This window comes from Mesorhizobium sp. M1169 (assembly GCF_040318345.1).
Classification (GTDB): Bacteria; Pseudomonadota; Alphaproteobacteria; order Rhizobiales; family Rhizobiaceae; genus Mesorhizobium.
On sequence record NZ_JAMYME010000022.1, the window covers coordinates 18,844 to 40,042 of the forward strand.

At 60.6% G+C, this 21,199-nt stretch carries 18 protein-coding genes and 2 pseudogenes; 4 read left to right on the forward strand and 16 right to left on the reverse strand.

Annotation, left to right across the window (positions count from 1 at the left end; genetic code table 11):
- Positions 1-275: 275 nt before the first annotated feature.
- The 5 genes from NKH41_RS20675 to tkt form a co-directional block, all read right to left on the reverse strand.
- The gene (locus tag NKH41_RS20675; protein ID WP_352933557.1) at positions 276-1,097 is read right to left on the reverse strand and encodes an ATP-binding cassette domain-containing protein; all 822 of its coding nucleotides are present in this window, start codon (positions 1,095-1,097) and stop codon (positions 276-278) included.
- Entirely contained in the window at positions 1,097-2,083 is a 987-nt protein-coding gene (locus NKH41_RS20680; protein ID WP_352933560.1) for an ABC transporter permease, read from the reverse strand. The genes NKH41_RS20675 and NKH41_RS20680 overlap by 1 nt, the downstream gene beginning before the upstream one ends.
- A gap of 134 nt (positions 2,084-2,217) precedes the next feature.
- Positions 2,218-3,234 (reverse strand): substrate-binding domain-containing protein, encoded by a 1,017-nt coding sequence (locus tag NKH41_RS20685; protein ID WP_352933563.1) that lies wholly within the window; start codon positions 3,232-3,234, stop codon positions 2,218-2,220.
- A 200-nt stretch (positions 3,235-3,434) separates the two neighbouring features.
- On the reverse strand, positions 3,435-5,030 hold the full coding sequence (locus NKH41_RS20690) for an FGGY-family carbohydrate kinase (protein WP_352933566.1): 1,596 nt from the start codon (positions 5,028-5,030) through the stop codon (positions 3,435-3,437).
- Positions 5,027-7,087, reverse strand: a complete 2,061-nt coding sequence (gene tkt, locus NKH41_RS20695; protein WP_352933569.1) for a transketolase — start codon at positions 7,085-7,087, stop codon at positions 5,027-5,029. Before tkt ends, NKH41_RS20690 begins: the two co-directional genes overlap by 4 nt.
- Before the next feature lie 223 nt (positions 7,088-7,310).
- Between tkt and NKH41_RS20700 the strand changes: the two genes are divergently transcribed.
- Positions 7,311-8,552, forward strand: coding sequence for an ROK family protein (locus tag NKH41_RS20700; protein ID WP_502906031.1), 1,242 nt, complete (start codon positions 7,311-7,313; stop codon positions 8,550-8,552).
- Between the two features lie 7 nt (positions 8,553-8,559).
- Here NKH41_RS20700 and NKH41_RS20705 read toward each other — a convergent pair whose 3' ends face one another.
- The 4 genes and pseudogenes from NKH41_RS20705 to NKH41_RS20720 form a co-directional block, all read right to left on the reverse strand.
- Positions 8,560-9,348 carry an ATP-binding cassette domain-containing protein gene (locus NKH41_RS20705; protein ID WP_352933575.1) on the reverse strand — a complete coding sequence of 263 codons (789 nt, stop codon included), beginning with the start codon at positions 9,346-9,348 and terminating at the stop codon, positions 8,560-8,562.
- Positions 9,345-10,259: an ABC transporter permease gene (locus NKH41_RS20710; protein WP_352933578.1), complete on the reverse strand. Its 915-nt coding sequence runs from the start codon at positions 10,257-10,259 to the stop codon at positions 9,345-9,347. Before NKH41_RS20710 ends, NKH41_RS20705 begins: the two co-directional genes overlap by 4 nt.
- A gap of 131 nt (positions 10,260-10,390) precedes the next feature.
- On the reverse strand, positions 10,391-11,380 hold the full coding sequence (locus NKH41_RS20715) for a sugar ABC transporter substrate-binding protein (protein ID WP_352933581.1): 990 nt from the start codon (positions 11,378-11,380) through the stop codon (positions 10,391-10,393).
- Between the two features lie 270 nt (positions 11,381-11,650).
- Positions 11,651-12,005, reverse strand: a pseudogene (locus NKH41_RS20720) (RpiB/LacA/LacB family sugar-phosphate isomerase); the annotation flags it as partial.
- Positions 12,006-12,075: 70 nt separating this feature from the next.
- On the opposite strand from NKH41_RS20720, the gene NKH41_RS20725 reads away from it, so the two are divergent.
- Positions 12,076-12,237 carry a hypothetical protein gene (locus tag NKH41_RS20725; RefSeq protein WP_352933584.1) on the forward strand — a complete coding sequence of 54 codons (162 nt, stop codon included), beginning with the start codon at positions 12,076-12,078 and terminating at the stop codon, positions 12,235-12,237.
- A 644-nt stretch (positions 12,238-12,881) separates the two neighbouring features.
- Here NKH41_RS20725 and NKH41_RS20730 read toward each other — a convergent pair.
- The 4 genes from NKH41_RS20730 to NKH41_RS20745 form a co-directional block, all read right to left on the reverse strand.
- Positions 12,882-13,883 carry an XdhC family protein gene (locus NKH41_RS20730; RefSeq protein WP_352933587.1) on the reverse strand — a complete coding sequence of 334 codons (1,002 nt, stop codon included), beginning with the start codon at positions 13,881-13,883 and terminating at the stop codon, positions 12,882-12,884.
- A gap of 69 nt (positions 13,884-13,952) precedes the next feature.
- Positions 13,953-14,444, reverse strand: a complete 492-nt coding sequence (locus NKH41_RS20735) for a DMT family transporter (protein ID WP_352933590.1) — start codon at positions 14,442-14,444, stop codon at positions 13,953-13,955.
- Positions 14,445-14,489: 45 nt separating this feature from the next.
- Positions 14,490-15,371, reverse strand: coding sequence for an alpha/beta fold hydrolase (locus NKH41_RS20740; protein WP_352933592.1), 882 nt, complete (start codon positions 15,369-15,371; stop codon positions 14,490-14,492).
- Between the two features lie 9 nt (positions 15,372-15,380).
- On the reverse strand, positions 15,381-16,439 hold the full coding sequence (locus tag NKH41_RS20745) for a sugar phosphate isomerase/epimerase family protein (protein ID WP_352933595.1): 1,059 nt from the start codon (positions 16,437-16,439) through the stop codon (positions 15,381-15,383).
- 149 nt (positions 16,440-16,588) lie between these two features.
- On the opposite strand from NKH41_RS20745, the gene NKH41_RS20750 reads away from it, so the two are divergent.
- Positions 16,589-17,428, forward strand: a complete 840-nt coding sequence (locus tag NKH41_RS20750) for a helix-turn-helix domain-containing protein (protein ID WP_352933598.1) — start codon at positions 16,589-16,591, stop codon at positions 17,426-17,428.
- Positions 17,425-18,273, forward strand: a complete 849-nt coding sequence (locus NKH41_RS20755; RefSeq protein ID WP_352933601.1) for a fumarylacetoacetate hydrolase family protein — start codon at positions 17,425-17,427, stop codon at positions 18,271-18,273. The genes NKH41_RS20750 and NKH41_RS20755 overlap by 4 nt, the downstream gene beginning before the upstream one ends.
- Positions 18,274-18,321: 48 nt before the next feature.
- On the opposite strand, the pseudogene NKH41_RS20760 reads toward NKH41_RS20755, so the two are convergent.
- From NKH41_RS20760 to NKH41_RS20770, 3 genes and pseudogenes are all read right to left on the reverse strand, one after another.
- A pseudogene (locus NKH41_RS20760) lies at positions 18,322-19,209 on the reverse strand (amidohydrolase family protein).
- The gene (locus NKH41_RS20765; protein WP_352933604.1) at positions 19,206-20,390 is read right to left on the reverse strand and encodes a vWA domain-containing protein; all 1,185 of its coding nucleotides are present in this window, start codon (positions 20,388-20,390) and stop codon (positions 19,206-19,208) included. Before NKH41_RS20765 ends, NKH41_RS20760 begins: the two are co-directional and overlap by 4 nt.
- A complete protein-coding gene (locus tag NKH41_RS20770; protein WP_352933607.1) occupies positions 20,323-21,195 on the reverse strand; it encodes an AAA family ATPase in 873 nt (290 codons plus the stop codon). Before NKH41_RS20770 ends, NKH41_RS20765 begins: the two co-directional genes overlap by 68 nt.
- Positions 21,196-21,199 lie beyond the last annotated feature (4 nt).

The window sequence follows — 21,199 nt, forward strand, 5'->3', positions numbered from 1 at the left end:
GCGAAGACCCGTTAGCCACCATGACCAGGCGATCTTTCTGACCTAATCTTCGAGCTGCTTCGCGACGTCCTCTATTGATTATGTGTCGAGCGGGAGCCTCAATGGAGATGGTGGCTAACGAGCTCGACATGAATTCGCGGTGACCACATGCGTTCGGCCTATGACAGCGGTCCTAAAGCGTGTCGCGTCAGAACGGATTCAGGCGACCCGCTTTAGGTCTTTGTTTTATGCATGTCGTTCTCCCAAGACCGAGCTCACTTTTGGGCGACATTGCATTAGCGAAAAGCTGATGCTGCCGGTTCTTCGAACTTCGCCGCGCCGGTCATGATGGCGACGACATCGCCCATGGTGTGGGTTTTCGGACTGACCACGGCCGCACGTTTGCCCAGGCGCATGATGTGGATGCGGTCGGCGATTTCGAAGACGTTCGGCATGTTGTGGCTGATCAGGACCACCGGCAATCCGCGCTGGCGGATCGCCCGGATCAGGTCGAGAACCTGGCCAGTTTCGCGCACGCCGAGTGCTGCCGTCGGCTCATCCATGATCGCGAGCTTCTTGGCGAACAATGCCGCTCTGGCGACCGCGACGCCCTGACGCTGGCCGCCTGACAACGATTCGACCGCGCTGCCGATCGACGGCAGGTGGAATTTCAGGTCCGCCATGCTGCGCTCCGCCTCCGCGCGCATACCCTTCTTGTCGAGCATGCGCAGCACATTGCCGAGAAAGCCGGGGCGGCGGCGTTCCCGGCCGAGAAACAGGTTGCTGGCGATGTCGAGCGCGGCCGCAACGGCGAGATCCTGGTAGACCGTCTCGATGCCGAGCTTGCGTGCTTCCAGCGGACCCTTGAAGTGGACGGGTTGGCCGTCCAGCAGAATGTCGCCGCTGTCGGGGACGATCGCGCCAGTCAGCGCCTTGATCAGCGAACTCTTTCCAGCGCCGTTGTCACCGACCACCGCCAGGATTTCGCCGGCGCGCAGTTCGAAATCGACACCGTCGAGAGCGGTGACGTGGCCGTAGCGTTTGACTACGTTGCGGGCTTCGAGGATGACGCCACCCGGGGTGGTCACCACTGGCGCTCTCGGCTCGACAGGCGTCATCACCGCCTCCCCCTGGTCAGTTGATCGAGCGCGACCGCCACGATCACGAGAATGCCTGTGATCAGATCCTGCCAGAGCGGATCAATGCCGGCGAGCGTCAGCCCGTTGCGCAGGACGCCGACGATCAGCGCGCCTATCAGGGTGCCGATCAATCCGCCCCGGCCGCCGAACAGGCTGGTGCCGCCGATGACGACGGCGGTGATGGAATCGAGATTGGCGGTCTGCAAGGCATTGGGGTCGGCATTGGGGATTCGGCCGAGCGCCAGCCAGGCCGCGATCCCGTAAATGAACGCCGCTAGGACGTAGACCGAGAGCAGAAGCCGACCGACCGGTATGCCGACAAGCCGGGCAGCTTCCGGATTGTTGCCGACCGCGTAGACATGCCGTCCCCATTGCGTCTGGTTGAGAAGAAACCAGATAAATCCATAGAGGAGGAGCATGATGATGACGCCGTAGGTGACGACGAAACCGTTCAGGCGGATGGTGTTTCCCGTCCAGCCGAGAAAGTCGTCGTTGACCGCAAAAGCCCCGCCCGCCGAAATCAACCTGAGGGCGGCGGTGATGATGCCCAATATACCGAGGGTCACGATGAAAGGCGGCAGGCGCAGGCCGCTGATCAGGCTTCCAGCCGCGACACCCGCCGCTGTGCAGGCAAGAACGGCCAGGGCCATGGCCGTGATCGGGTCATAGCCGCTGTTCGCCAGCTTTCCGGCCAGGATGGTGCCCAGTACGCATATCGCTCCCACCGCGAGATCGATGCCGGCGGTCAGGATGATCAAGGTCTGGCCAATGGCCAAGGTGCCGATGATCACCGTCTGCTGGAGAATGATCGACAGGTTTTGCGTGGCGAGAAAACGCGGATTGGTCAGGGAAAAGATCACGCCGAAAGCGAGCAGTACCAGCAATGGGCCCACCGATGGCGTGCCGATGACCTTCTTGGCAATGCTGGACGTTCCGCCCAAAGAGAGTGCCGATGGCGAATTCATAAGTGCCCTTTGGAACAGTCGCCGCGTTCCCAGCCTCAAGGGTCGGGCCGGAAACGAACGGGACCATGCCGATACAGATATACCGTCTTGCCGACGGCCTGTCCGGCATGGTCCCGCCGGGAGGATTCAAAATATCAGTCGCCCCAGCAGTTCTTGAGGCCCCATTCGGTGTCCTTGGAGTCGATCCCTTCAACCGGCTTGTCGGTGATCAGGAACGAACCCGTATTGACGAAGCCGCTCGGCTTCTTGCCGCTGGCCGCATAATCGACGACCGCGTCGACACCCATGGCCGCCATCTTGTAGGGGAACTGCATGACCGTCGCGGCGATCTTGCCTGCCTTGACGTCGCGGACGCCGGCGCAGCCGCCGTCAATCGAGGTCAGCATGACATCGGCTTCCTTGCCGAAGGATTTCAACGCCGCATAGCCGCCGGCGGCGGCTGGCTCGTTGATGGTGTAGACCGCATTGATCTCGCCGTTCTTGGAGAGCAGGTTTTCCATGCCGACCTGGCCCTTGTCCTGCGCGCCATTGGTGATGGCCGAGCCGGCGATGGCCGGATCGCCCTCGGCAAGCCCGAAGCCCTTCAGATAGCCATTATGGCGGAACGTATCGACCGTGCCGCCAGGCGTTCCATCGAGCATGGCCAGCACCGGCTTCTTGTCGCCGAGCGCCTTGCGGGCATAGGCGCCCTGCTGCACGCCGGCCTCGAAATTATCCGTGGCAAAGGTGGCGTCGACCGCTTCGGCCGGATCGGTCGCCGTATCGAGCGCGATCACGAGGACCCCTGCATCGCGCGCCTTCTTGATGATACCCAGCATGCCGGTCGAGTTGTTAGGCGTCACCAATATGCCTTTGGCGCCGGCGCTGATCAGATCCTCGATCGCAGTGACCTGGCCCTCATTGTCGCCGTCGAACTTGCCAGCACGGGCGATCAATTTGACGCCCTTGGCCTTGGCCTCCGCTTCGGCAGCCTGACGCATTTTCACAAAGAACGGGTTGACCTCCGTCTTGGTGACGAGGCCGACAATAACTTCATCGGCCGAGGCATGGCCGGTCACTGCAAAAGCGGTCCCGAAGAACACCAGGCCCGCAACGGCTGATTTCACGATGGTTCCGGATTTGGTGCCGGTCGACATAGGCAAAGTGAACATGAACTCCTCCCGAGTTGTTGAACCTTTCTCCTCAAAGGCTCACCGAGTTACGCATATGTTTTGCATAGAGTCAAACATTATATCTATAATTATGTATGTTTTTATACATAATTATAGATGCGAGCCGCGCCTCATGCGTGCCCTGCACGTCGAAGGATGGCGGTTCCGCACAAGATCGACGGGGTTGGCAATCGCCTTGCTCAGGCCACCGATTTCGTTTCTTTCTCCGGCCGGCCGAGCGACGCCGCCCTGTTCAGATCATGCATGGCGTTGCGTACGGTCCGGCTGTCGCTGAGCTGCCGATAATTTTTGTAGAGAGACCGGTAGGCGGCCGCGCTTTCGCGGCGTGGGTGATAGGGGGTGAAGGTGCGCGCGCCGAACCGGGCCGTGCCCTCGGCGAAGCCGCTCACCAGTTCGGCCGCGACCGCGCCATGAACCGCCGCGCCGACGGCCGTCGCATGGGCAATGGTTGGAACCTCCACGACGCGCCCCAGCACGTCGGCCATGATCTGCACCAGCAATGGATTGTTCTGGGCCAGCCCGCTCGTCAGGATGATGCGGTTGATGCCAAAATCGCCGGCCTCGAAGAGGTCGACCACCGTGCGAGCGCCAAAACACAGCGACTCGATCAGTGCGCGGTAGATGCCGACGCCCGTGGTTTCGGTGGTGAGACCGAGAAGCAGGCCGCTGAGGTCTGAATCCGCGAGCGGCACCCGGTTGCCGTTCCACCAATCAAGCGCCACGAGATGGTTGGCGCCGGGTTCGAGCCCGGCTGCCTCACGGTTGTAGACACGGAAACTTTCAGCCTCGTCCGCGCCACGCGGAAAGGCCTTCACGAACCAGGCGAGCATGTCGCCAAACCCAGCCTGCCCGGCCTCGTAGCACCAGAGATCGCGAACCGATCCATCCTTGGCCACACCTTCGATGCCGGGGGGCAAAGGACGGAACTGTTCGTTCAAAAAGAGATAGACCGCAGACGTTCCGAGCGCACCGACGAGACAGCCGGACGACACGGCCCCGACCGCGGGCAGCACGACGTGTGAATCGATGACCGCCACTGCGACGATCGCGCGGCCAGTGATCCCCGTGCGCGTCCGCCATGCCTCAGACAAGCCTCCAGCCGGAGTGCCGATACGGCGCGGCACCGACAATCTTTCGGAAAGACCGGGCACGATCCCCTGCGGATAGCCTTCGGTCTCGGAATACTGGGCCTTGTAGGCTGCAAAACCCAGACTGCGCATTTCGCGGCCGGTCAACTGCCAGACAAGCCAATCGCCGGACTCGATGAACCTGCCGGCGGCGCTCCAGATGTGCGGTGCCTCGTCCGCGATCTGGGCGGCCTTGGGAAGCAGCCATTCCCCGGAAAGCTTGCCGCCGAAATTGCGCAGGAAGGATCCGCCCCGACGGTTGATCGCGTCTGCGTAGGGCTGTGCGGCGCGATGTTTCCACAGTTTGACATAGGCATGAGGCTCGCCAGGGTGAAGTTCGGAAAGGGCTGTTCCGTCGGTGGTGGTCGGCATCGGCGAGCTTGCCGAGAAGCCGAGCCCGATCGACTCGATGATCCGTCCGCGCCCCAGCACACCAAGGATTTCTTCCGCAGCATCGAGATAGTCGGCGGCGTTCTGCAACGCCCATGAGCGTGGCAAGGGCGTGCCGTCACGAAGGCTTTGCGTCATGACGTCATGGCGATAGGCATGCGTGTGGCTGCCGATCTGCTCGCCGGTTGCGGCGTCGATCAGGACGCCGCGGGCTGATCCGGTGCCGTAATCCAGTCCGATGACATAGGTAGCGGTCATCTCGCCTGCTGCCTTCCCAACTCCGGCGACGCAGCGCGGCGATGTTTCTCGAGCGCCCTGTGGACCGCCTTTTCGACGGCGTCTATGGTCAGGTGGAAATGCTCGTAGAGGATCTCGGCCGGGGCCGATTCGCCAAACGTGTCGATGCCGACGCATTCGCCTTCGAGGCCGACATATTTGCGCCAATAGTCGGTGACGCCGGCTTCGACGGAGATGCGGGGCACGCCCCGTGGCAGCACCTCGGCCCTATAGTCGTCATCCTGCCGGTCGAAAGCACTGGTGGACGGCATCGACACCACGCGAACCTGAACCGCTTGCTTCGCGAGTCGCTCCTGGGCGGCGACAGCGAGCTGTACTTCGGATCCGGTCGCGATGACGACGGCATCCAGCCGGCCATCTTCCCGGCGCAGCACATACCCGCCCCTGCGCACCGCTTGAACCTGGGCTTGGTCGCGCGGCTGAAACGGCAGGTTCTGGCGGCTAAGCGCGAGACTTGTCGGCGTCGCCACCTGCTCCAGCGCAACCTGCCAGGCAACCGCCGTCTCAACGGTGTCGCATGGTCGCCAGACGTCCATGTTGGGCATCAGCCGGAGCGTAGCCAACTGCTCGATGGGCTGATGCGTCGGACCGTCCTGACCGAGCGCGATGGAATCGTGGGTAAAGACATAGATGGCGCCGAGCTTCATCAGCGCTGCCATCCGCAGGGCGTTGCGCGCATATTCCGAAAACATCAGGAACGTGCCGCCGAATGGACGCAACCCGCCATGGGCCATCAGGCCGTTCATGATCGCGGCCATTCCGAACTCGCGAACGCCGTAGTAAATGTAGTTGCCGCCCGAGACGGAGGTGATCGGCTCGGCCCCCTTCCAAAGCGTGAGGTTCGAACTGGCGAGATCTGCCGAACCGCCGATCAGCTCGGGAAGGAAGCCGGAAAAGGCCTGAATGGCATTCTGGCTTGCCTTGCGTGTGGCCAGCGTTTCGGCTTTTTCGACGGTTTGCGCAACGAACGCATCCGCCTTGGCGGCGAAGGCCGTGGGAAGATCGCATTTGGCTCGCCGCTCGAACTCCGCCGCTTCATTGGGGTAGACCTCGCGGTATGTCTCGAAGCGGCGGCGCCAGTCGGCCTCAGACATAGCCCCTCTGACCGAGGCGTTCCACGCGTCGCCAATCTCTCTTGGGACGTCAAAGGGCGCATGCGGCCAGTCGAGAGCAAGCCGAGCCCCGCCGACTTCGTCGGCGCCCAGCGGAGATCCATGGCAATCGTGACTGCCCGCCTTCGTCGGCGCTCCCTTGCCAATCGTGGTCTTGCAGCAGATCAGCGTCGGGCGGGTTGCATGCGCTTTTGCCGCGGAAATCGCCTGGTCGACTGCCGCAATATCGTGCCCGTCCACATCAGCAATGACCTGCCAGCCATAGGCCTCGAACCGCTTCGGCGTATCGTCCGAAAACCAGCTCTCGACATGGCCGTCGATGGAAATGCCGTTGTCGTCGTAAAGCACGATCAGCTTGCCCAGACCGAGCGTTCCGGCAAGCGAGCACGCCTCATGCGAAATGCCTTCCATCAGGCAGCCGTCGCCTGCCAGGACAAAGGTGTGGTGGTCGACAATGTCGTGTCCGGATCGGTTGAATTTGGCGGCCAGCGTCTTTTCGGCAATCGCCATGCCGACAGCATTTGCGAGGCCTTGCCCAAGCGGCCCGGTCGTAACCTCAACTCCCGGCGTATAGCCGAATTCGGGATGGCCCGGCGTCCTGCTGCCAAGCTGCCTAAACTGCCGGAGATCGGCGATCGAGACATCGTAGCCTGTGAGATGAAGCACGCTGTAGAGCAGCATCGAGCCGTGGCCGTTGCTGAGCACAACGCGGTCGCGGTCGGTCCAGGCCGGATTGGATGGATTGTGACGAAGGTGCCGGTGCCAGAGCGCGACCGCGATCTCGGCCATGCCCATCGGCATGCCTGGATGGCCGGACTTGGCGTTCTCGACCGCATCCATTGACAGCGCGCGAATGGCGTTCGCCAGGAGATCCGGTCGGGCTAAGTCCTTTTGCGCTGATAACATGCGATATTCCGTCGATGGAGTGACGGAGAAACACCGGAACGGCGCGGTCGGTCCGCGCAAGTTCGTCGTTCCTCCCAGACGATGTACTCTTAGTCATCGATATATCTATAAGTCAACGTATTATTGCATATTTTTGTACAAAAGCTATGCAGCTTTCTTGCAGACACGCCTTTATCTCCCGGGGGTTTGTGGCTAAATCTCAGGGCGAACGGGAAAGTGCGGAATGGTCAGGACAAATGGTACGGCGGAGCATCCCGCCCTTGCAAACAGCGGGGAAATTCTCTCGCTGATTGCCACTGGCGCCGCCACGTCCCGGTCAGCGTTGCTCGACGCGTCGGGATTGTCACGCGTGACTGTCACCCAGCGCCTGAATGCGCTGATCGACTCAGGCCTGATTCGCGAGACGGCCCGCACCATGCCGAGTGGCGGAAGGCCGACGCGCGTGCTTGGGATCAATGAACGGGCGGGTTTCTTTCTCGTCGCCAATATTGGCGAAACCTACATCCATCTTGCCGCAATGGACCTCGAACCCGCGATCGTCTCGCAAAGCACAATACCGTTCAACGCGTCGGACGGACCGGCGGCTTCCCTCGAGCAGATTGCCGACGGGTTCGACATTCTTGCAGTGAAGGCTCGAACCAGCCATGGCTCGCTTTTTGGGGTCAGCCTCAGCATGCCCACGCCGGTCGATTTCAAACGCGGCCGCGTCGTCGGTCCCTCGGTCCTTCACGGGTGGGACGAATTCGACATCATCAGCTGGCTGCGCCGTCGTTTCGATGTACCAATCTATGTCGAAAATGACGTAAACCTCATGGCGATCCACGAGCACCGCCAGAATTTCCCGCATGTCGATGACATGTTCTTCATCAAAGCGGGAACGGGTATCGGCAGCGGCATCATCGCCGGCGGCAAGATCTTTCGTGGCGCTCAGGGCGCGGCCGGCGACATCGGCCATATCCAGTTTAACTCCGAGAACGCGCCCTTGTGCCGCTGTGGCAAGCTCGGTTGTGTCGAAGCCCGCGCCGGCGGCTGGGCGATTGCCCGGGATCTCTCAAGCAAAGGCTTCAAGGCGGAGAACGCCCGCGATGTCATATCGCTCGTTGAAATGCAGAAGCCGGAAGCCCTGATGCTGCTGCGCAGCGCTGGGCGGGTGATCGGCGAAGTCGCCTCCGATGTCGTCAGTATTCTCAACCCGAACTTGATCGTGGTGGGCGGCACACTCGCCAAGGGTGGAGAGTTTCTGTTGTCCGGTATCCGCGAACTCGTCTACCAGCGATGCCTTCCACTTGCCACGCGCGAGTTGCAGATCGTCCTTGCCAACCCGCAGAAGGACAGTGCCCTTTTTGGCGCTGCCTATCTGGCGCTTGAGGATATCTTCAGCCTCGGGAAAGTGGAGGAGCTCATCGATCGGCTAGCGATCGACCGCGCCAATCCAGTTTTACAAAGCAGCACGATTTCCGGATGACGCTGTTTCAGGTGACGCCCATGATCATTGCGACAAGATCCTTCTGAACGCCTTGGCCTACAGTCATCTCGCCGACACTCCGGCCTTGCCGCATGACGACAGCACGGTGCGCCACGCGCACGACGTGGTCCATGTTGTGGCTTACGATGATGACTGACAGGCCTCGCTCCGGCAGGCGTCTTACCATCGTCAATATCTCGTCGGATTCGCGCACACCAAGTGCCGCCGTAGGTTCATCCAGAATGACCACCCGTCGGGCGAACGCCACTGCCCGTGCAACCGCGACAGCCTGACGCTGGCCACCCGACATCAGTCCGATCTCCTGGGAAGGTGAGACATGGCTGACGCTCAATGCGCTGGCATGCTGCCGCCACTGTCGCTGCTCTTGTCCAGCGGAAAGGAAGCCCAGCGGACCGAGCCAGCGTGGCCGCGTCTGCTCGCGTCCGATCAGGAAGTTGTCGGATACGGTCAGATTGTCGAAGACAGCAAGGTCCTGAAACACGGTCTCGATGCCCGATGCACGCGCGTCGGCGGGCGAACGCAGCCGCAATGGGTGTCCGTCAAGCTCGATGTCACCCGAATCCAGCGTTACGATGCCGGTGATCGCCTTGATGAGTGTCGACTTTCCGGCGCCGTTGTCGCCGAGCAAGGCAACAATCTCGCCCTCATGGAGGTCAAGCGACGCACCAGCCAGCGCCGTTACGAACCCGTAGGCCTTGCGCGCGTCCCGCACCGAGAGAACCAGACGCGCATCGGTGGCCATGTTGGAAATGCTGTCTGGCGAGGCGACACTCATTGGCTCACCTGTCTCGCACGCAGCGTTCGAATGCGGGTCTCGATGTGTTTGCGCAAGACATCGAGTTCAAGGGCCAGCAGGATGCCGACGCCGATTGCCACCGATGACCAGAACGGAGAGACGTCGAGTTGCTGAAGGCCACTGCGGATCGTGGCGATGATGAGCGCGCCGAACAGCACGTTGGTGATGCTGCCGCGACCGCCGAAGAGACTTGCGCCGCCGACAACCACCGCCGTGATGGCGTCCAGCTCATAGCCGATGCCCGAAAGAGGCGAAGCCGACCCGGTCCGACCGTGATACAGCATGCCTGCAATGCCCGCTGTGGTGCCACAGATGGCATACGCGCTCATGATCAACCTGTCGCGCGGAAGCCCAACCCATTGCGCGACATCCGGATTGCCACCAACCGCATAGAGCCAGCGGCCCCATTGCGTACGCCGCAACATGAGCCAGAACAACCCTGCAAGAACCAGGACCATCAAGGCGCCGGCAGGTATGCCCAGCATCTTGCCGTTTGCCAGCCAATGCACGGCGGGCGAAACACCCACGAGCGTGTTGCCGCCGCTGATGAGCAATGCGACACCGGCAACAATGCCGAGCATCGCGACGGTGACCACGAGGGGCTGCGGAATGCCGCCTTTAACGATGAGGAAGCCGTTGATCAGTCCGACAATCAGACCAACAAGAGGATAGATGACCAGCGCAATCGAGCTGGGTTGATCGACACCGGTGAGCGTGGCCACCGTCACGACACTCAGCGCTATGACGCTGCCGACCGAGACATCGATGCCGCGAACCAGGATCACGAGGAATTGCCCGAGGCCCAAGGCGCAGACAATCGCGCTTTGGGCCAGGAGGTTCTGAAGATTGCGCACCGAAATGAAATGCGGGGCAAGCAGGCCGAATGCCACGACCAGGGTTACGAGAATTATGATCGGCCCGGCCTGCAGAAGCCATAGCAGGATGGAGAGGTGATCGCGGCGCCCCGCCGCCGGGTCGGATGATTTCCCCGCAATGTTGACGTGCGCTTCCATCGGTGGCGCTATTTCACGACGTCATCAACGTTGCCCGCCACAACGTCGGAGACCGTCTTCAGCATGCCACCCGCATTCTCCGAGGTTTGGACGGGCTGCGCCGGCACCACCACAAGCTTTTCAATGCTTTTACCGCGCACCAGGTCAGCAGTGGTGTCCGTGGCTGTTCTGGCGATCACCTCGAACGGGTAAGGGACCGTGAACTTCCAGTTCTTGTTGCCCGCAGCGATCGCCTTCAGCGCGTACTCCTGGCCGCCGACCGAACCAACGATGACATTGGAGCCGGCTGCCTCGAGCGCCTGCAGCGTGCCCTGTGCCGAGACGTCAAAGATATCGTAGATGCCGACCAGATTTGGATGCGCGTTCAACATGCCCTCGGCGATCGTGCGCGATTTCTCGGGGTCGCAACGGGCGTCGCCCTCGGCAACGATGCTGAACTTCGTACCCTTCAACGCATCCTTGAAAGCATTGATGAACGCGTCGGTATCCGCCAGGCCCGCAATACAGCGGATGACGCCAATCTCGCCTCCCGCAGGGAGTTGTTTGGCAAATTCCTGCACGACTGCCTTCTCTGCCCCGACCGGATCATAATTCACCTGCGCCGTCAGGTCGTCGATCGGCGGTGGCGCGCCGTCGAAGGACAGCACCTTGATGCCTTGCTTGGTCGCATCGTTGAGCGCGCTTACCAGTTCCTTGGAGGTGGCACCGGTGTTGACCCCGATAACCTTGTAGCCTTCAGCGGGGGCGTTGACGATTTCCTGAATGAAGAAATTGACGTCGCCGCGCGAGGTGCCCGATTTGACGTCGATCTGGACATCTTCAATTTTGCCTGCCCGGCCTTTGGCGACATTGTACTGGCGAACATAGGCCTGATCGCCGAGGTACGAAAAGAGCATCAGCCCCTTGGGCTTTTCCCCTGCAAAAGCGCTAAAGGCAACGCAGCAGCCTGCCGCAAGCAAGGTCGCGACGGAAGCGTGCAAAACCAGCTTCGAGTTCATTTTTATATCTCCTCCCTGGGTGTCGAGGCCCCTTCCCGATGTCAGCCTCCATCTGACGATATGCCATCTCCCTCAATATGTCTATCTTCATCTAAATTACGGAATGATTTTGTTCATTTTTAAACATAACTCGATGCCGACGCAGGTTTGCTCCGGTTCCCGATTGAACCGGTCGTGCGATAGAGCATGATGGCTGGAGGGCGAAGATCGATGGCCTTCCGCGGCCTCTGTCAGAGGTTCGGCCAGCCAATTGCCCGTGATCGCCGGAGACTAGCGCTTGATCTGGTCGAGGCGGTCGACCGGCTTGACGTTCTCCGCCGAAGCGCCGGCAGGGTCGAAGCTGGGGGCCAGATATTTGTCGACAATCGCTTTCGCCAGTTCGGGGCCTATCACGCGTGCGCCCATGGTGATGATCTGAGCGTTGTTGGACTTGGCGGCCCGTTCTGCCGAATAGGTGTCGTGGGTCCAGGGTGGCACGTATCCCCGGCACCTTGTTGGCGGAAACCGAAACGCCGATGCCGGTTCCGCAGAACAGCAAACCGCGCTCGAATTCGCCATCGACAACCCGTTGAGCAAGCCTCTGCAAGATGTCGGCGTAAAGGCCAGGCTGGCTTAGATCCGTTACCGTGACGCCGGCGTTGGCGCCCGGCCTTGTCTTTGGTGGCGTCTATTCGGGTCGCGGTGTGGCACGCTCCATGTCGCTTGGCCAGGAAATCGGTCGCTGGGCGGCAGGTCGGCGCACGAATGAGCAGATGTCGCTTCCGGTCACCAATATGGAGCCGGTCCCGTTCCATCCGATCGCGGTGCGGGTCGCCAACCGTATGCACGGCTGGAACCGATTCCAGGATCGCTCTTGATGAAGCCGCAGATGCTCCCAAGCTTGCCATCACACCGAAACTATGGCCGCTTCAATACCTCCGGGCTGCAACGTTCCAGACTGCCTTTTTATGCGACTTTCGAATGTAGCACATATCATGAGCATGGGATGACGGGGTATTGGGTTCGAACGCAGCCAGGAGTCAGCTTCGCGCCCAAAGTCGGTCATCCAGACAGCCGAGGCGGTTTCACTCGGTCTCGCCGACGGTCTGTCGATGCTGGTCTATGCGGCCGCCACGGCGGCGAACATCTAGCCGCCCGGCGAAACGGTCAGCTGCAATTTTTGAAGCCAACCTCGTTGTGAGCCGTTTCAAGCGCGTCAACAAAATCTCTGAAGACAAGGTCGAGAAGCGTCATCAACACGTTCCTTTGAACGAAACTCGCCACCCCTCACACGACCGTGGAGACAAGCCGGATCCCGCTCCTGCACATCTGCCTTGCCCGTCGAAGATCAAGACGACGCGCACCCAAAGGGCCGCCAAGGTCAGACGCATGACGTCACAAGTATCAGCCCTATGACCGAAGCTGCCGCGGCGACCTGGTCACGTCCTCGTCGTTCCATCGCCGCATCACTGTCGGGTTGTTCTCGTCACATCGAGAAGTAGTGAGCCAGCCAACCTGTCGGTTAGGTACCGCAGAGAACATGGCGGATCGGACCCGATTCCGCATGGCTTCCAGTCGTGGTGGCGTCAGCATGGCACTGAGCCAATTGCTGCACATGCATGATTTCCGCCAGGACAGATCCGGCGATTACGCTCGCGCTCTTACCTCCTGAAAACAGACCGGCGGGTGCGCTGATGCGATCTAACTGCATCGGATTCGTGCCCAAACGAACAAGTCGTTCGCAACGCCGTTCGTGTGTCCTGCGGCTCCCCATCGCCCCGATGTAAAATGCCTCCGAGGCAAGGAAAAGATGCAGCAACTGCGTTTCCCATTCGTGATCGTGAAACAATAGAGCGACCGCGGTGTAGCAATCGACATTGATCGAAGGGGTGCGGTTGGGAGTTGTCAGGGGTACGACCTGCATTGCGGGCTCTGTTCTGAGCAACTCGCCGCACGTGGGCTGGTCGGGAGAATAGAGAATGACTTCGTAGCCACTTAACCTTGCAAACTTGCAAAGCTGTATCGCGGCTGGCCCGACCCCCGCCACGATCAGGCGGATCCGAGGTAAGTAGGTCCGCTTGAATGTTCGCGCCTCGGTGCCCGTCCCGCGCACAAAAGGTACCCGCATAATCGCCGCCGACCTGTCGCGAAGACGAGAATCGATCGTCTCGAGCTCCAATGGGCTAGCGGTCACGTCAAACATCAACTCGATAGCACTACCGCAGGGCAGCTGAATATCTAGATATTTGGAGCCGCGACCATAGCGGACGAGCCGATTCTCCCCCAGTTCTATAGCGTCGAGTGCCTCCGCAACCACGGCCCGTTCAATGCATCCTCCCGATAGATAACCCGTCCATTCGCCCGTTTCGCACACGGCCATCTGGGCACCCAGCGCGCGCGGTGACGAACCCTCGACATGCACTAATGTGACGATCGCTACCCTGCTTCCTTCGCGCTGCCGCTCGTTGGCGAAATCAAGCACGTAGTCCTCGAATTTTTCCCACGTGCCGTTGAATCCCTTCATGCTTCCAGTTCCTCGTATCTGGTAGCTGCATTGAGAACCGGTCGGCTATGCACCGCCTCGGCGGCTCGATCACCGAACAGGCGCTTCATTGGATTGGGCTGGCGCCAAATGTTTCGTACCCAAATGAACGCAGCCGACGCCCGCTACCATTAGTGCCACGCCGATCACGCGCAGCGGATTTATCTCTTTGGGAGCGAAGCCGAAGGCCCCGAAGTAGTCGATCAGCAAGGAGGAGACGAGTTGACCGCAGACCGCAAGCGCGACAAAGGCGGTAGCACCGACAATTGGCGCGATGTGGAGAGAAGCGGTTAGGAATATCACGCCCACGACGCCTCCCGCCCAGGCCCAACCGGGCGGCGACAGCAGAATACGCCATCCAGGCACCTCGGTTCGCAGGCAGGCCAGAATTGGCAGGAGCAATCCTATGCTGACGATCAACGACGCTGCCGTCGCGGTCAGCGGATGTCCGAATGACTTGGCCAAGGCGGCGTTCGCCCCAGCCTGGAACGGCAAAATTGCACCCGCAAGCGCTGCTGAAAGCAGAAGAATAGAAGGATTCATGGTTTTCGGGACCTCTTGCTGTTAATGGCTCAAGAGACTGCGATTTCAGTTGGTTCCCGTAAGAAATGGAACGAGATCGCGAAGCACTGCCTCCGGCGCCTCCTCCGGAACGATGTGGCCACTGCCCTGCACGATGACGCCGCGCAGTTGTTCGGTCACGTCGACGAGGATGGCGCGCGATCCGTCGCCAGCGGAAAACTGCCCGCCCATGGCCAGAACCGGCATCTTCAGCCGGGTTTTCCTGCGCTCCGTATTCTGGGCAATCGTTTCCGGAATCGCGCGATAGTAGGAAAAGCCTGCCTGCAAGGCGCCGGGGCTTGAATAGGCAGCAATGTACGTGTCGACCGCGACCGCTTCGCGACGAACCGACCACTGATCGAACATCCAGGTGAGGTATTGCGCCTCGCGACCCTGGATCAGCATCTCAGGGAGGTCAGCGAGTTGATTGAACATGAAATGCCAGCGGAACTTGAGTTTCTCGACAGGGCCGAAGATTTCGGCATTCGGCGCGATCCCCGGAATGCTCGCATCCATGAGAGCGACGCGCTCCACCGCATCCGGGAAATCGGCTGCGAGCGCGTAGCCGATCCACTTGCCGATGTCGTGGCCAACCACCTGAAATCGCTCATATCCGAGCAAACGCATCAAGCCGTGCAGATCTGCCGCCGCGGTTGCGGTATCATAACCTCGAGCCGGCCGGCTCGACTCCCCGATGCCGCGCGGGTCGACCGCGATAGCCTTCAAACCCGCCTCGGCGAGGCCTTTCATGACATGTCGCCAGACATACCAAGTCTGTGGCCAGCCGGGGATGAGGAGGACCGGGGCTCCATCGCCGACCGAAACATGGTGTAGGCGAACGTCGCCGACCTCGCTGTAGCCGTGGACAAAGCCGGCCTCAGAGCCATTCTTTACTGTTGCGATTTCCATAATTCCCTCCTAAACGCCCAGCCCGAGCATCCGCCGATTGGCATTCTCGTCGGCGCCAGTCCCGGCGAAGTCGTCGAAGACCTTGTCCGTAACCCTTATGATGTGGTCGCCTATGAACGCCGCACCTTCGGCGGCTCCATCTTGCTGGTTCTTCAGGCAGCACTCCCATTCCAGAACCGCCCAGCCGTCGAACCCGTATTGAGCGAGTTTTGAGAAGATCGGTCGGAACGCGACCTGGCCATCTCCCAACGAGCGGAAGCGGCCCGCCCGGTCTGTCCAGCCCCGGTACCCGCCGTAGACGCCTTGTCGACCGGTTGGATTGAATTCCGCGTCCTTGACGTGAAACATCCGGATGCGCTCGTGGTAGATGTCGATGTAGTCCAAGTATTTCAGTTGTTGCAGCAGCAGGTGGCTCGGATCGTAAAGGATGTTGCAGCGTCGATGACCGCTGACCTTTTCGAGGAACACCTCGAAAGTCTCGCCGTCGTGCAGGTCTTCGCTCGGATGAATCTCGTAGCAGAGGTCGATGCCTGAATCTTCACAGGCGTCCAGGATCGGCAACCACCGCTTCGCCAATTCTTCGAACGCAATGTCCACGAGACCTTCGGGACGCTGCGGGAAAGGGAAAAAATAGGGCCACAGGAGTGCCCCCGAGAATGTCCCCATCGCGCTAAGCCCGAGCCTCCTCGAGGCCCTTGCGGCTAGCTTCACCTGCTGGACCGCCCAGGTGCTTCGCTCGTTGGGCTTGCCGCGCAGAGCTTCCGGAGCGAAGCCGTCGCACATCGCGTCGTAGGCCGGATGCACGGCAACGAGTTGTCCGAAAAGATGGGCCGCGAGTTCCGTGACGACGATGCCACGCTCAGCGAGCATACCCTTGATGTCATCGCAATAGGCCTGGCTTTCGGCGGCCTTTTCCACGTCAAACAGCCTCCGATCCCAAGCCGGTATTTGGACACCCTTGAAGCCCAGTTTGGCGCACCAGTCGGCAATTCCCTCAAGGCTGTCGAATGGTGCGGCATCGCCACTGAACTGGGCGAGCATCAGGCCAGGCCCCTTCATCGTGTTCATATATCGGTCTCCACAGGCTCATTGATTGTCGATCGATAAACAACCACTTGCGCTGCCGAGTCAATCCTATTATTGATCGCTCGCTCAAGAATAGACGAATGGATTGATTGCGGAGCAATCGGTCGCGCTTTTGGGAGGAAGCCGTGTCCTTGATCTACAAACTTCATTACGGCTCGTTCGGCCACGTCAGCGTACTGGAACTTTCGGAGCCGCTGGCCGAGCACGCGCACTCGATGGCCAATCTAAGCGTCTGGCTCGAAGGAGACCCGGTCGAGATGAGTGTCGCGTCGAAACGCGCCGGGTTCGATCAAGAGCGGGCTACCCTCATCGCGCCGTTTGTGTCTCATAGCGTCTCGCTCCCTCAAGGCGGCCGCGCAAAGACGCTGTCCTTCTATATCGATCGGCGCTGGCTGGGCACCATTATCGATAAGGCCGATCCGATGAGCCGTTTTACCACGGTCGAACTGAAGCTCGACCGGACGAACCAGGCCCTTGCCGCCGCGATTGGGCGCGACCTCGCCGCCGGTGACGGCCTCCAGCTCGACGTACGTATGGAAGCACTGCTGCTCGGCTTGCTGGGCACCGGGAAGGGTGGACAAGACAGCGCTGACGTTAGACCGCCGCTCGATTTTCGCCTTTCAAAGGCTATCCGCCTGATGCAGGCCGATATCGCTCGCGAGTATTCGCTCAACGAGATCGCGCGTCACGCCGGGATGTCGCGGCCCCGTTTCTTTTCGATGTTCCGCGACCACATGGATCTCACGCCAGGCACATACTGGAACACGTTGCGCATCGAGCACGCTATTTCGAACATGAGGCAGCAGGGGACCAACCTCACGCGGCTAGCCGGCGACCTGGGCTTTGATGCCCAAGGGAATTTTTCACGATTCTTCCGCCAGCACACTGGCGTGGCGCCGAAGCAGTACCGTCGCGCAATGCGGCAAGCGATTACCAGCAAGAAACGAATGACAATGGAGACACATTCATGAAAATGCTTCGCTACGGGTCTGCCGGCGCCGAACGTCCCGGACTCCTCGATCGGGAAGGGCGAATTCGCGATCTGGGAGGAATTGTTCAGGACATCGCCGGGGCGGCTCTGGCGCCGTCTTCGCTCGATCGCATTGCCGCATTGGATCCCGAGACCCTGCCTCTCGCAGAAGGGAATCCTCGTATAGGGCCATGTGTCGGACGCCCTTCAAACTTCATTGCGATCGGGCTCAATTACGAAGACCATGCCAAGGAGAGCAACCTTCCTATTCCGTCGGAGCCGATCCTCTTTAACAAGGCGCCGAACTGCATCGTGGGACCAGATGACGACGTGATCCTGCCGCGGAATTCGACGAAAGGCGATTGGGAAGTCGAACTGGCGCTGGTGGTGGGGACCCGTGCAGCCTATGTGTCGGAAGCGGAAGCGCCTGGCCACATAGCCGGTTACTGCCTCTGCAACGACGTGTCCGAACGCAGCTTCCAGATCGAGCGCAATGGCCAGTGGGTTAAAGGCAAAAGTGCAGCGACCTTTGGCCCCCTGGGGCCCTGGCTCGTCACTCCCGACGAAATCCCCGACCCGCAGGGCATCGACCTTTGGCTGGATGTCAACGGCCAACGCATGCAGACCGGCTCAACCAAAAACATGATCTTCGGCATTCACCATCTGCTGTCCTACGTATCGCAGTTCATGGTCCTTGAGCCGGGCGACATAATCACGACCGGAACGCCGCCCGGCGTCGGAATGGGGCGCAAGCCGCAGATCTTCCTCAAACCGACTGATGAAATGACCGTAGGGGGAACCGGCTTGGGCAGCCAAAGGCAAAGGGTCAAAGCCTACCACGCCTGATACATGCCGGAATGGTTCCCGCGCCGATGCCGGTGCGGGAGCCGAAGATCAGACATTCAACTGGTAAAGTCGAATCGCGGTCTCGCCGAGGATTTTCCGCCGGTCCTGCGATGAAAGAGGTGCAATTGCCTCCTTCACGATTGCGACAAGATCGCCATAGCTCGTCCAGAGCTTCTCGATCGGGAAATTCGAGCCCCAAACCGTCCTGTCCGCTCCGAACATCTCGATCGTGTCCAGAATCAACGGCCGCATCTCGTCGATCCGCGCGCGCCTCCGGAACGTCCCCAGACCCGATAGCTTGACGTTGACGTTGGGAAGTGCCGCCAGCAACTCCATTCCTTCCCGCCACGCGGCTTTGCCAGCCGCCGTCTGATCCTCGGCCATGCCGGCATGTTCCAATACGAAGGTGGTCTCGGGGAACGAGGCGATCATCCGCGCCGCAGCCTTCATCTGGCCGGCGAAGATTTGGAGCTCGAACAGCAAATCGAGTAGGCCCAGCTTGGCGAGCCCGGGCTGCCACTTCGGTTCGAGAAACTGAGCCGGATTGGGCGCGAAACGGTATTACTCATTGTCGTGCCAATGGAGTTGCTGACGTATTCCACGCAGCAGCGGCGATCTCTTGTGGGCCGCTAGAACGGCGCCCAGATCGTCGCTCGCCAAATCGGCGAAGCCAACGATACCATGCGGCCATCCCAAGCGGTCGGCCGTCTCCTGAACCCATGCTACCTCTTCTGACGCGTCTGCAGGCGCCCAGTTGGTTTGGACATAGACGGAGGCTGTAACGCCCGCAGACACGGCGTCAGCCCGATATTCATAGATCGTATAATCCCTCCGTAGCGGCTCATAGGCTCCAAAGATGCGCGGAATCATTGGGCCGTTCAGCCAAGGCAGGTCGGCCTGCCGCCAGATGTGATGGTGAGCATCCACAATGGTCATTTCCGACATGATTTCATTCCGGCGGGTTGCAGTGCACAGGTGACGAAAGAAGCAAGACGCTGTGCATCGGAGCCGTCGCCAAGGGCGTCAATATAAGGAAGAAGCGCTGCCATGGCCTTTGTGCGGGGAGCGAAGTCAGGATCTGCCGCGAGGGGCGTCGCCCAGATAATCGTCCGGGCACGCAGCGCCAACCGCTTCGACGCCTGAACCAACTCGTTGGCATCGCCACGCTCCAGCCCATCGGAAATGACTATAACGACGGCGCCGCGCGTCCGGTTCGCGCAATGGGGATGTGCGAGAAGGTCCGACACGCAACGGCCTATGCTGGTGCCGCCATCCCAATCGGGCACGGTCTCGGAAGCCTCCGACAACGCTGCCGTCACACTGTTCTTCCTTAAGGCAATGGTGACTTCAGTCAGGCGGGTAGCGAAGGTGAAGACCGATACGTCCGGGTGGAGCCGCATGAGGCCATAGGCGAAAAGAAGGTAGTCTTGAGTGGCCTTCTTCATCGAACCGGACACGTCGATCAGGACGATCACCTGTCGCGCGATCTGACGCCGTCGACGCCACATGGGATAGGGCACGTCGCCCTCGAAGTACACACATTGTCGTAGCGAAGATCTGACGTTGGCCGCCTCGCCGCGCGCCCGGGTTTGGACCCAGCGGTGCGACCGTCTTACTGGCAGCGCAGAAACAAGCGGCCTGAGCACTTCGGGATCGAGGCTGCTCCCAGGGAACGCCCGGCTGCCCAGTTGCTCATCGGAGCCGGCCTCGTTCCGGGACGAATCGTCATGCAATTCCTCGTTCGGAGGAGGTTCCGCGGCCAGCGAAAGCTTCGAAGTTTCGGCTTCGACCTCGTCGCCGGGCCGCAGATCCGTCAACTGCTGGAAGTATCTGTCAAAATGTGCCGCAAACTCGTCCCGCCTCGCGGGTTCGGGCCCGAAGACGATACGGGCAGCCAGTCGCAAATCATCGAGACACGCGACATCAAGTAAGGGAATCGCTCTCAGGAACGTCGCCGATTGGTCTGGCGTGGCTGCGAACCCCCTCGCGCGAAGGTAGGGTCCGAATCCCGGAAGCAGAGTCTCCAGTCGCCAGGAGACAACCTCCGCACTATTCGGCACAGACATCGGCCAGAAAGTGATCCAAGTCGTCGCGGAGATCGGCAAGGTCGTCGCCATCCTTGAGCACCGCGCCGATTGTCTTGCGGAAGGCCAACGGCCAGTCTCCCTTCTCTCCGCGGAGCAAGGAGGCAGCCCGAGCCCAGTCGATCGCCTCCGATATCCCTGGCGCCTTACTCACCTTGCGCTGTCTCAGAGAAAGGACGGCCCGCGCCACCGCGCGCGAAGCCTCGGGCGCGGCTTCAGGCACACGCAGCCGAATAATCTCGGCCTCGCGCGTGGCATCCGGGTAATCAATCCAGTGATAAAGGCAGCGTCGCCGCAGGGCTTCGTGAAGGGCACGCGTGCGGTTGGACGTGAGGATGACGGGCGGCGGAACTTTCGCCTTTAGCGTGCCGATCTCGGGAATCGATATCTGGAAGTCGGAGAGGAATTCGAGGAGAAAGGCCTCGAACTCATGATCCGCACGGTCGATTTCGTCGATCAGCAGCACATAGCGCTCCGGGGATTTCAGGACCGTGAGCAGCGGACGTTCGTCAAGGAACTCATCTGAATAGAGGTTCACAGCCTTCCCCGGGCGCCGCAGAGCCAGAAGCTGTCGCGGATAGTTCCACTCGTATAGCGCCTGTTGAGTGCTTATCCCTTCATAGCATTGGAGCCGCACAAGTTCTCTTCCCAGCACTGTCGCAAGCGTGCGTGCGGCTTCCGTCTTTCCCACGCCTGGCGCTCCCTCAAGAAGAAGGGGTTTCTTCATGCTCAAGGCAAGGAAGAGCGAGGTCGCGAGTTCATCGCCAGTCAGATAGCCGGCGTCGACAAAGGCGGACTGCAGACCGGACACAGTCAGCGCGCGGAGATCGAGAGGCATGGCA

What these genes read in the sequence shown, in the direction of transcription:
- NKH41_RS20675 (WP_352933557.1), bottom strand. Translation starts at nt 1,097, where the DNA reads ATGACGCCTGTCGAGCCGAGAGCGCCAGTGGTGACCACCCCGGGTGGC.
- NKH41_RS20680 (WP_352933560.1), bottom strand. Translation starts at nt 2,083, where the DNA reads ATGAATTCGCCATCGGCACTCTCTTTGGGCGGAACGTCCAGCATTGCC.
- NKH41_RS20685 (WP_352933563.1), bottom strand. Translation starts at nt 3,234, where the DNA reads ATGTTCACTTTGCCTATGTCGACCGGCACCAAATCCGGAACCATCGTG.
- NKH41_RS20690 (WP_352933566.1), bottom strand. Translation starts at nt 5,030, where the DNA reads ATGACCGCTACCTATGTCATCGGACTGGATTACGGCACCGGATCAGCC.
- tkt (WP_352933569.1), bottom strand. Translation starts at nt 7,087, where the DNA reads ATGTTATCAGCGCAAAAGGACTTAGCCCGACCGGATCTCCTGGCGAAC.
- NKH41_RS20700 (WP_502906031.1), top strand. Translation starts at nt 7,311, where the DNA reads ATGGTCAGGACAAATGGTACGGCGGAGCATCCCGCCCTTGCAAACAGC.
- NKH41_RS20705 (WP_352933575.1), bottom strand. Translation starts at nt 9,348, where the DNA reads ATGAGTGTCGCCTCGCCAGACAGCATTTCCAACATGGCCACCGATGCG.
- NKH41_RS20715 (WP_352933581.1), bottom strand. Translation starts at nt 11,380, where the DNA reads ATGAACTCGAAGCTGGTTTTGCACGCTTCCGTCGCGACCTTGCTTGCG.
- NKH41_RS20725 (WP_352933584.1), top strand. Translation starts at nt 12,076, where the DNA reads ATGTCGCTTGGCCAGGAAATCGGTCGCTGGGCGGCAGGTCGGCGCACG.
- NKH41_RS20730 (WP_352933587.1), bottom strand. Translation starts at nt 13,883, where the DNA reads ATGAAGGGATTCAACGGCACGTGGGAAAAATTCGAGGACTACGTGCTT.
- NKH41_RS20735 (WP_352933590.1), bottom strand. Translation starts at nt 14,444, where the DNA reads ATGAATCCTTCTATTCTTCTGCTTTCAGCAGCGCTTGCGGGTGCAATT.
- NKH41_RS20740 (WP_352933592.1), bottom strand. Translation starts at nt 15,371, where the DNA reads ATGGAAATCGCAACAGTAAAGAATGGCTCTGAGGCCGGCTTTGTCCAC.
- NKH41_RS20745 (WP_352933595.1), bottom strand. Translation starts at nt 16,439, where the DNA reads ATGAACACGATGAAGGGGCCTGGCCTGATGCTCGCCCAGTTCAGTGGC.
- NKH41_RS20755 (WP_352933601.1), top strand. Translation starts at nt 17,425, where the DNA reads ATGAAAATGCTTCGCTACGGGTCTGCCGGCGCCGAACGTCCCGGACTC.
- NKH41_RS20765 (WP_352933604.1), bottom strand. Translation starts at nt 20,390, where the DNA reads ATGGCGACGACCTTGCCGATCTCCGCGACGACTTGGATCACTTTCTGG.
- NKH41_RS20770 (WP_352933607.1), bottom strand. Translation starts at nt 21,195, where the DNA reads ATGCCTCTCGATCTCCGCGCGCTGACTGTGTCCGGTCTGCAGTCCGCC.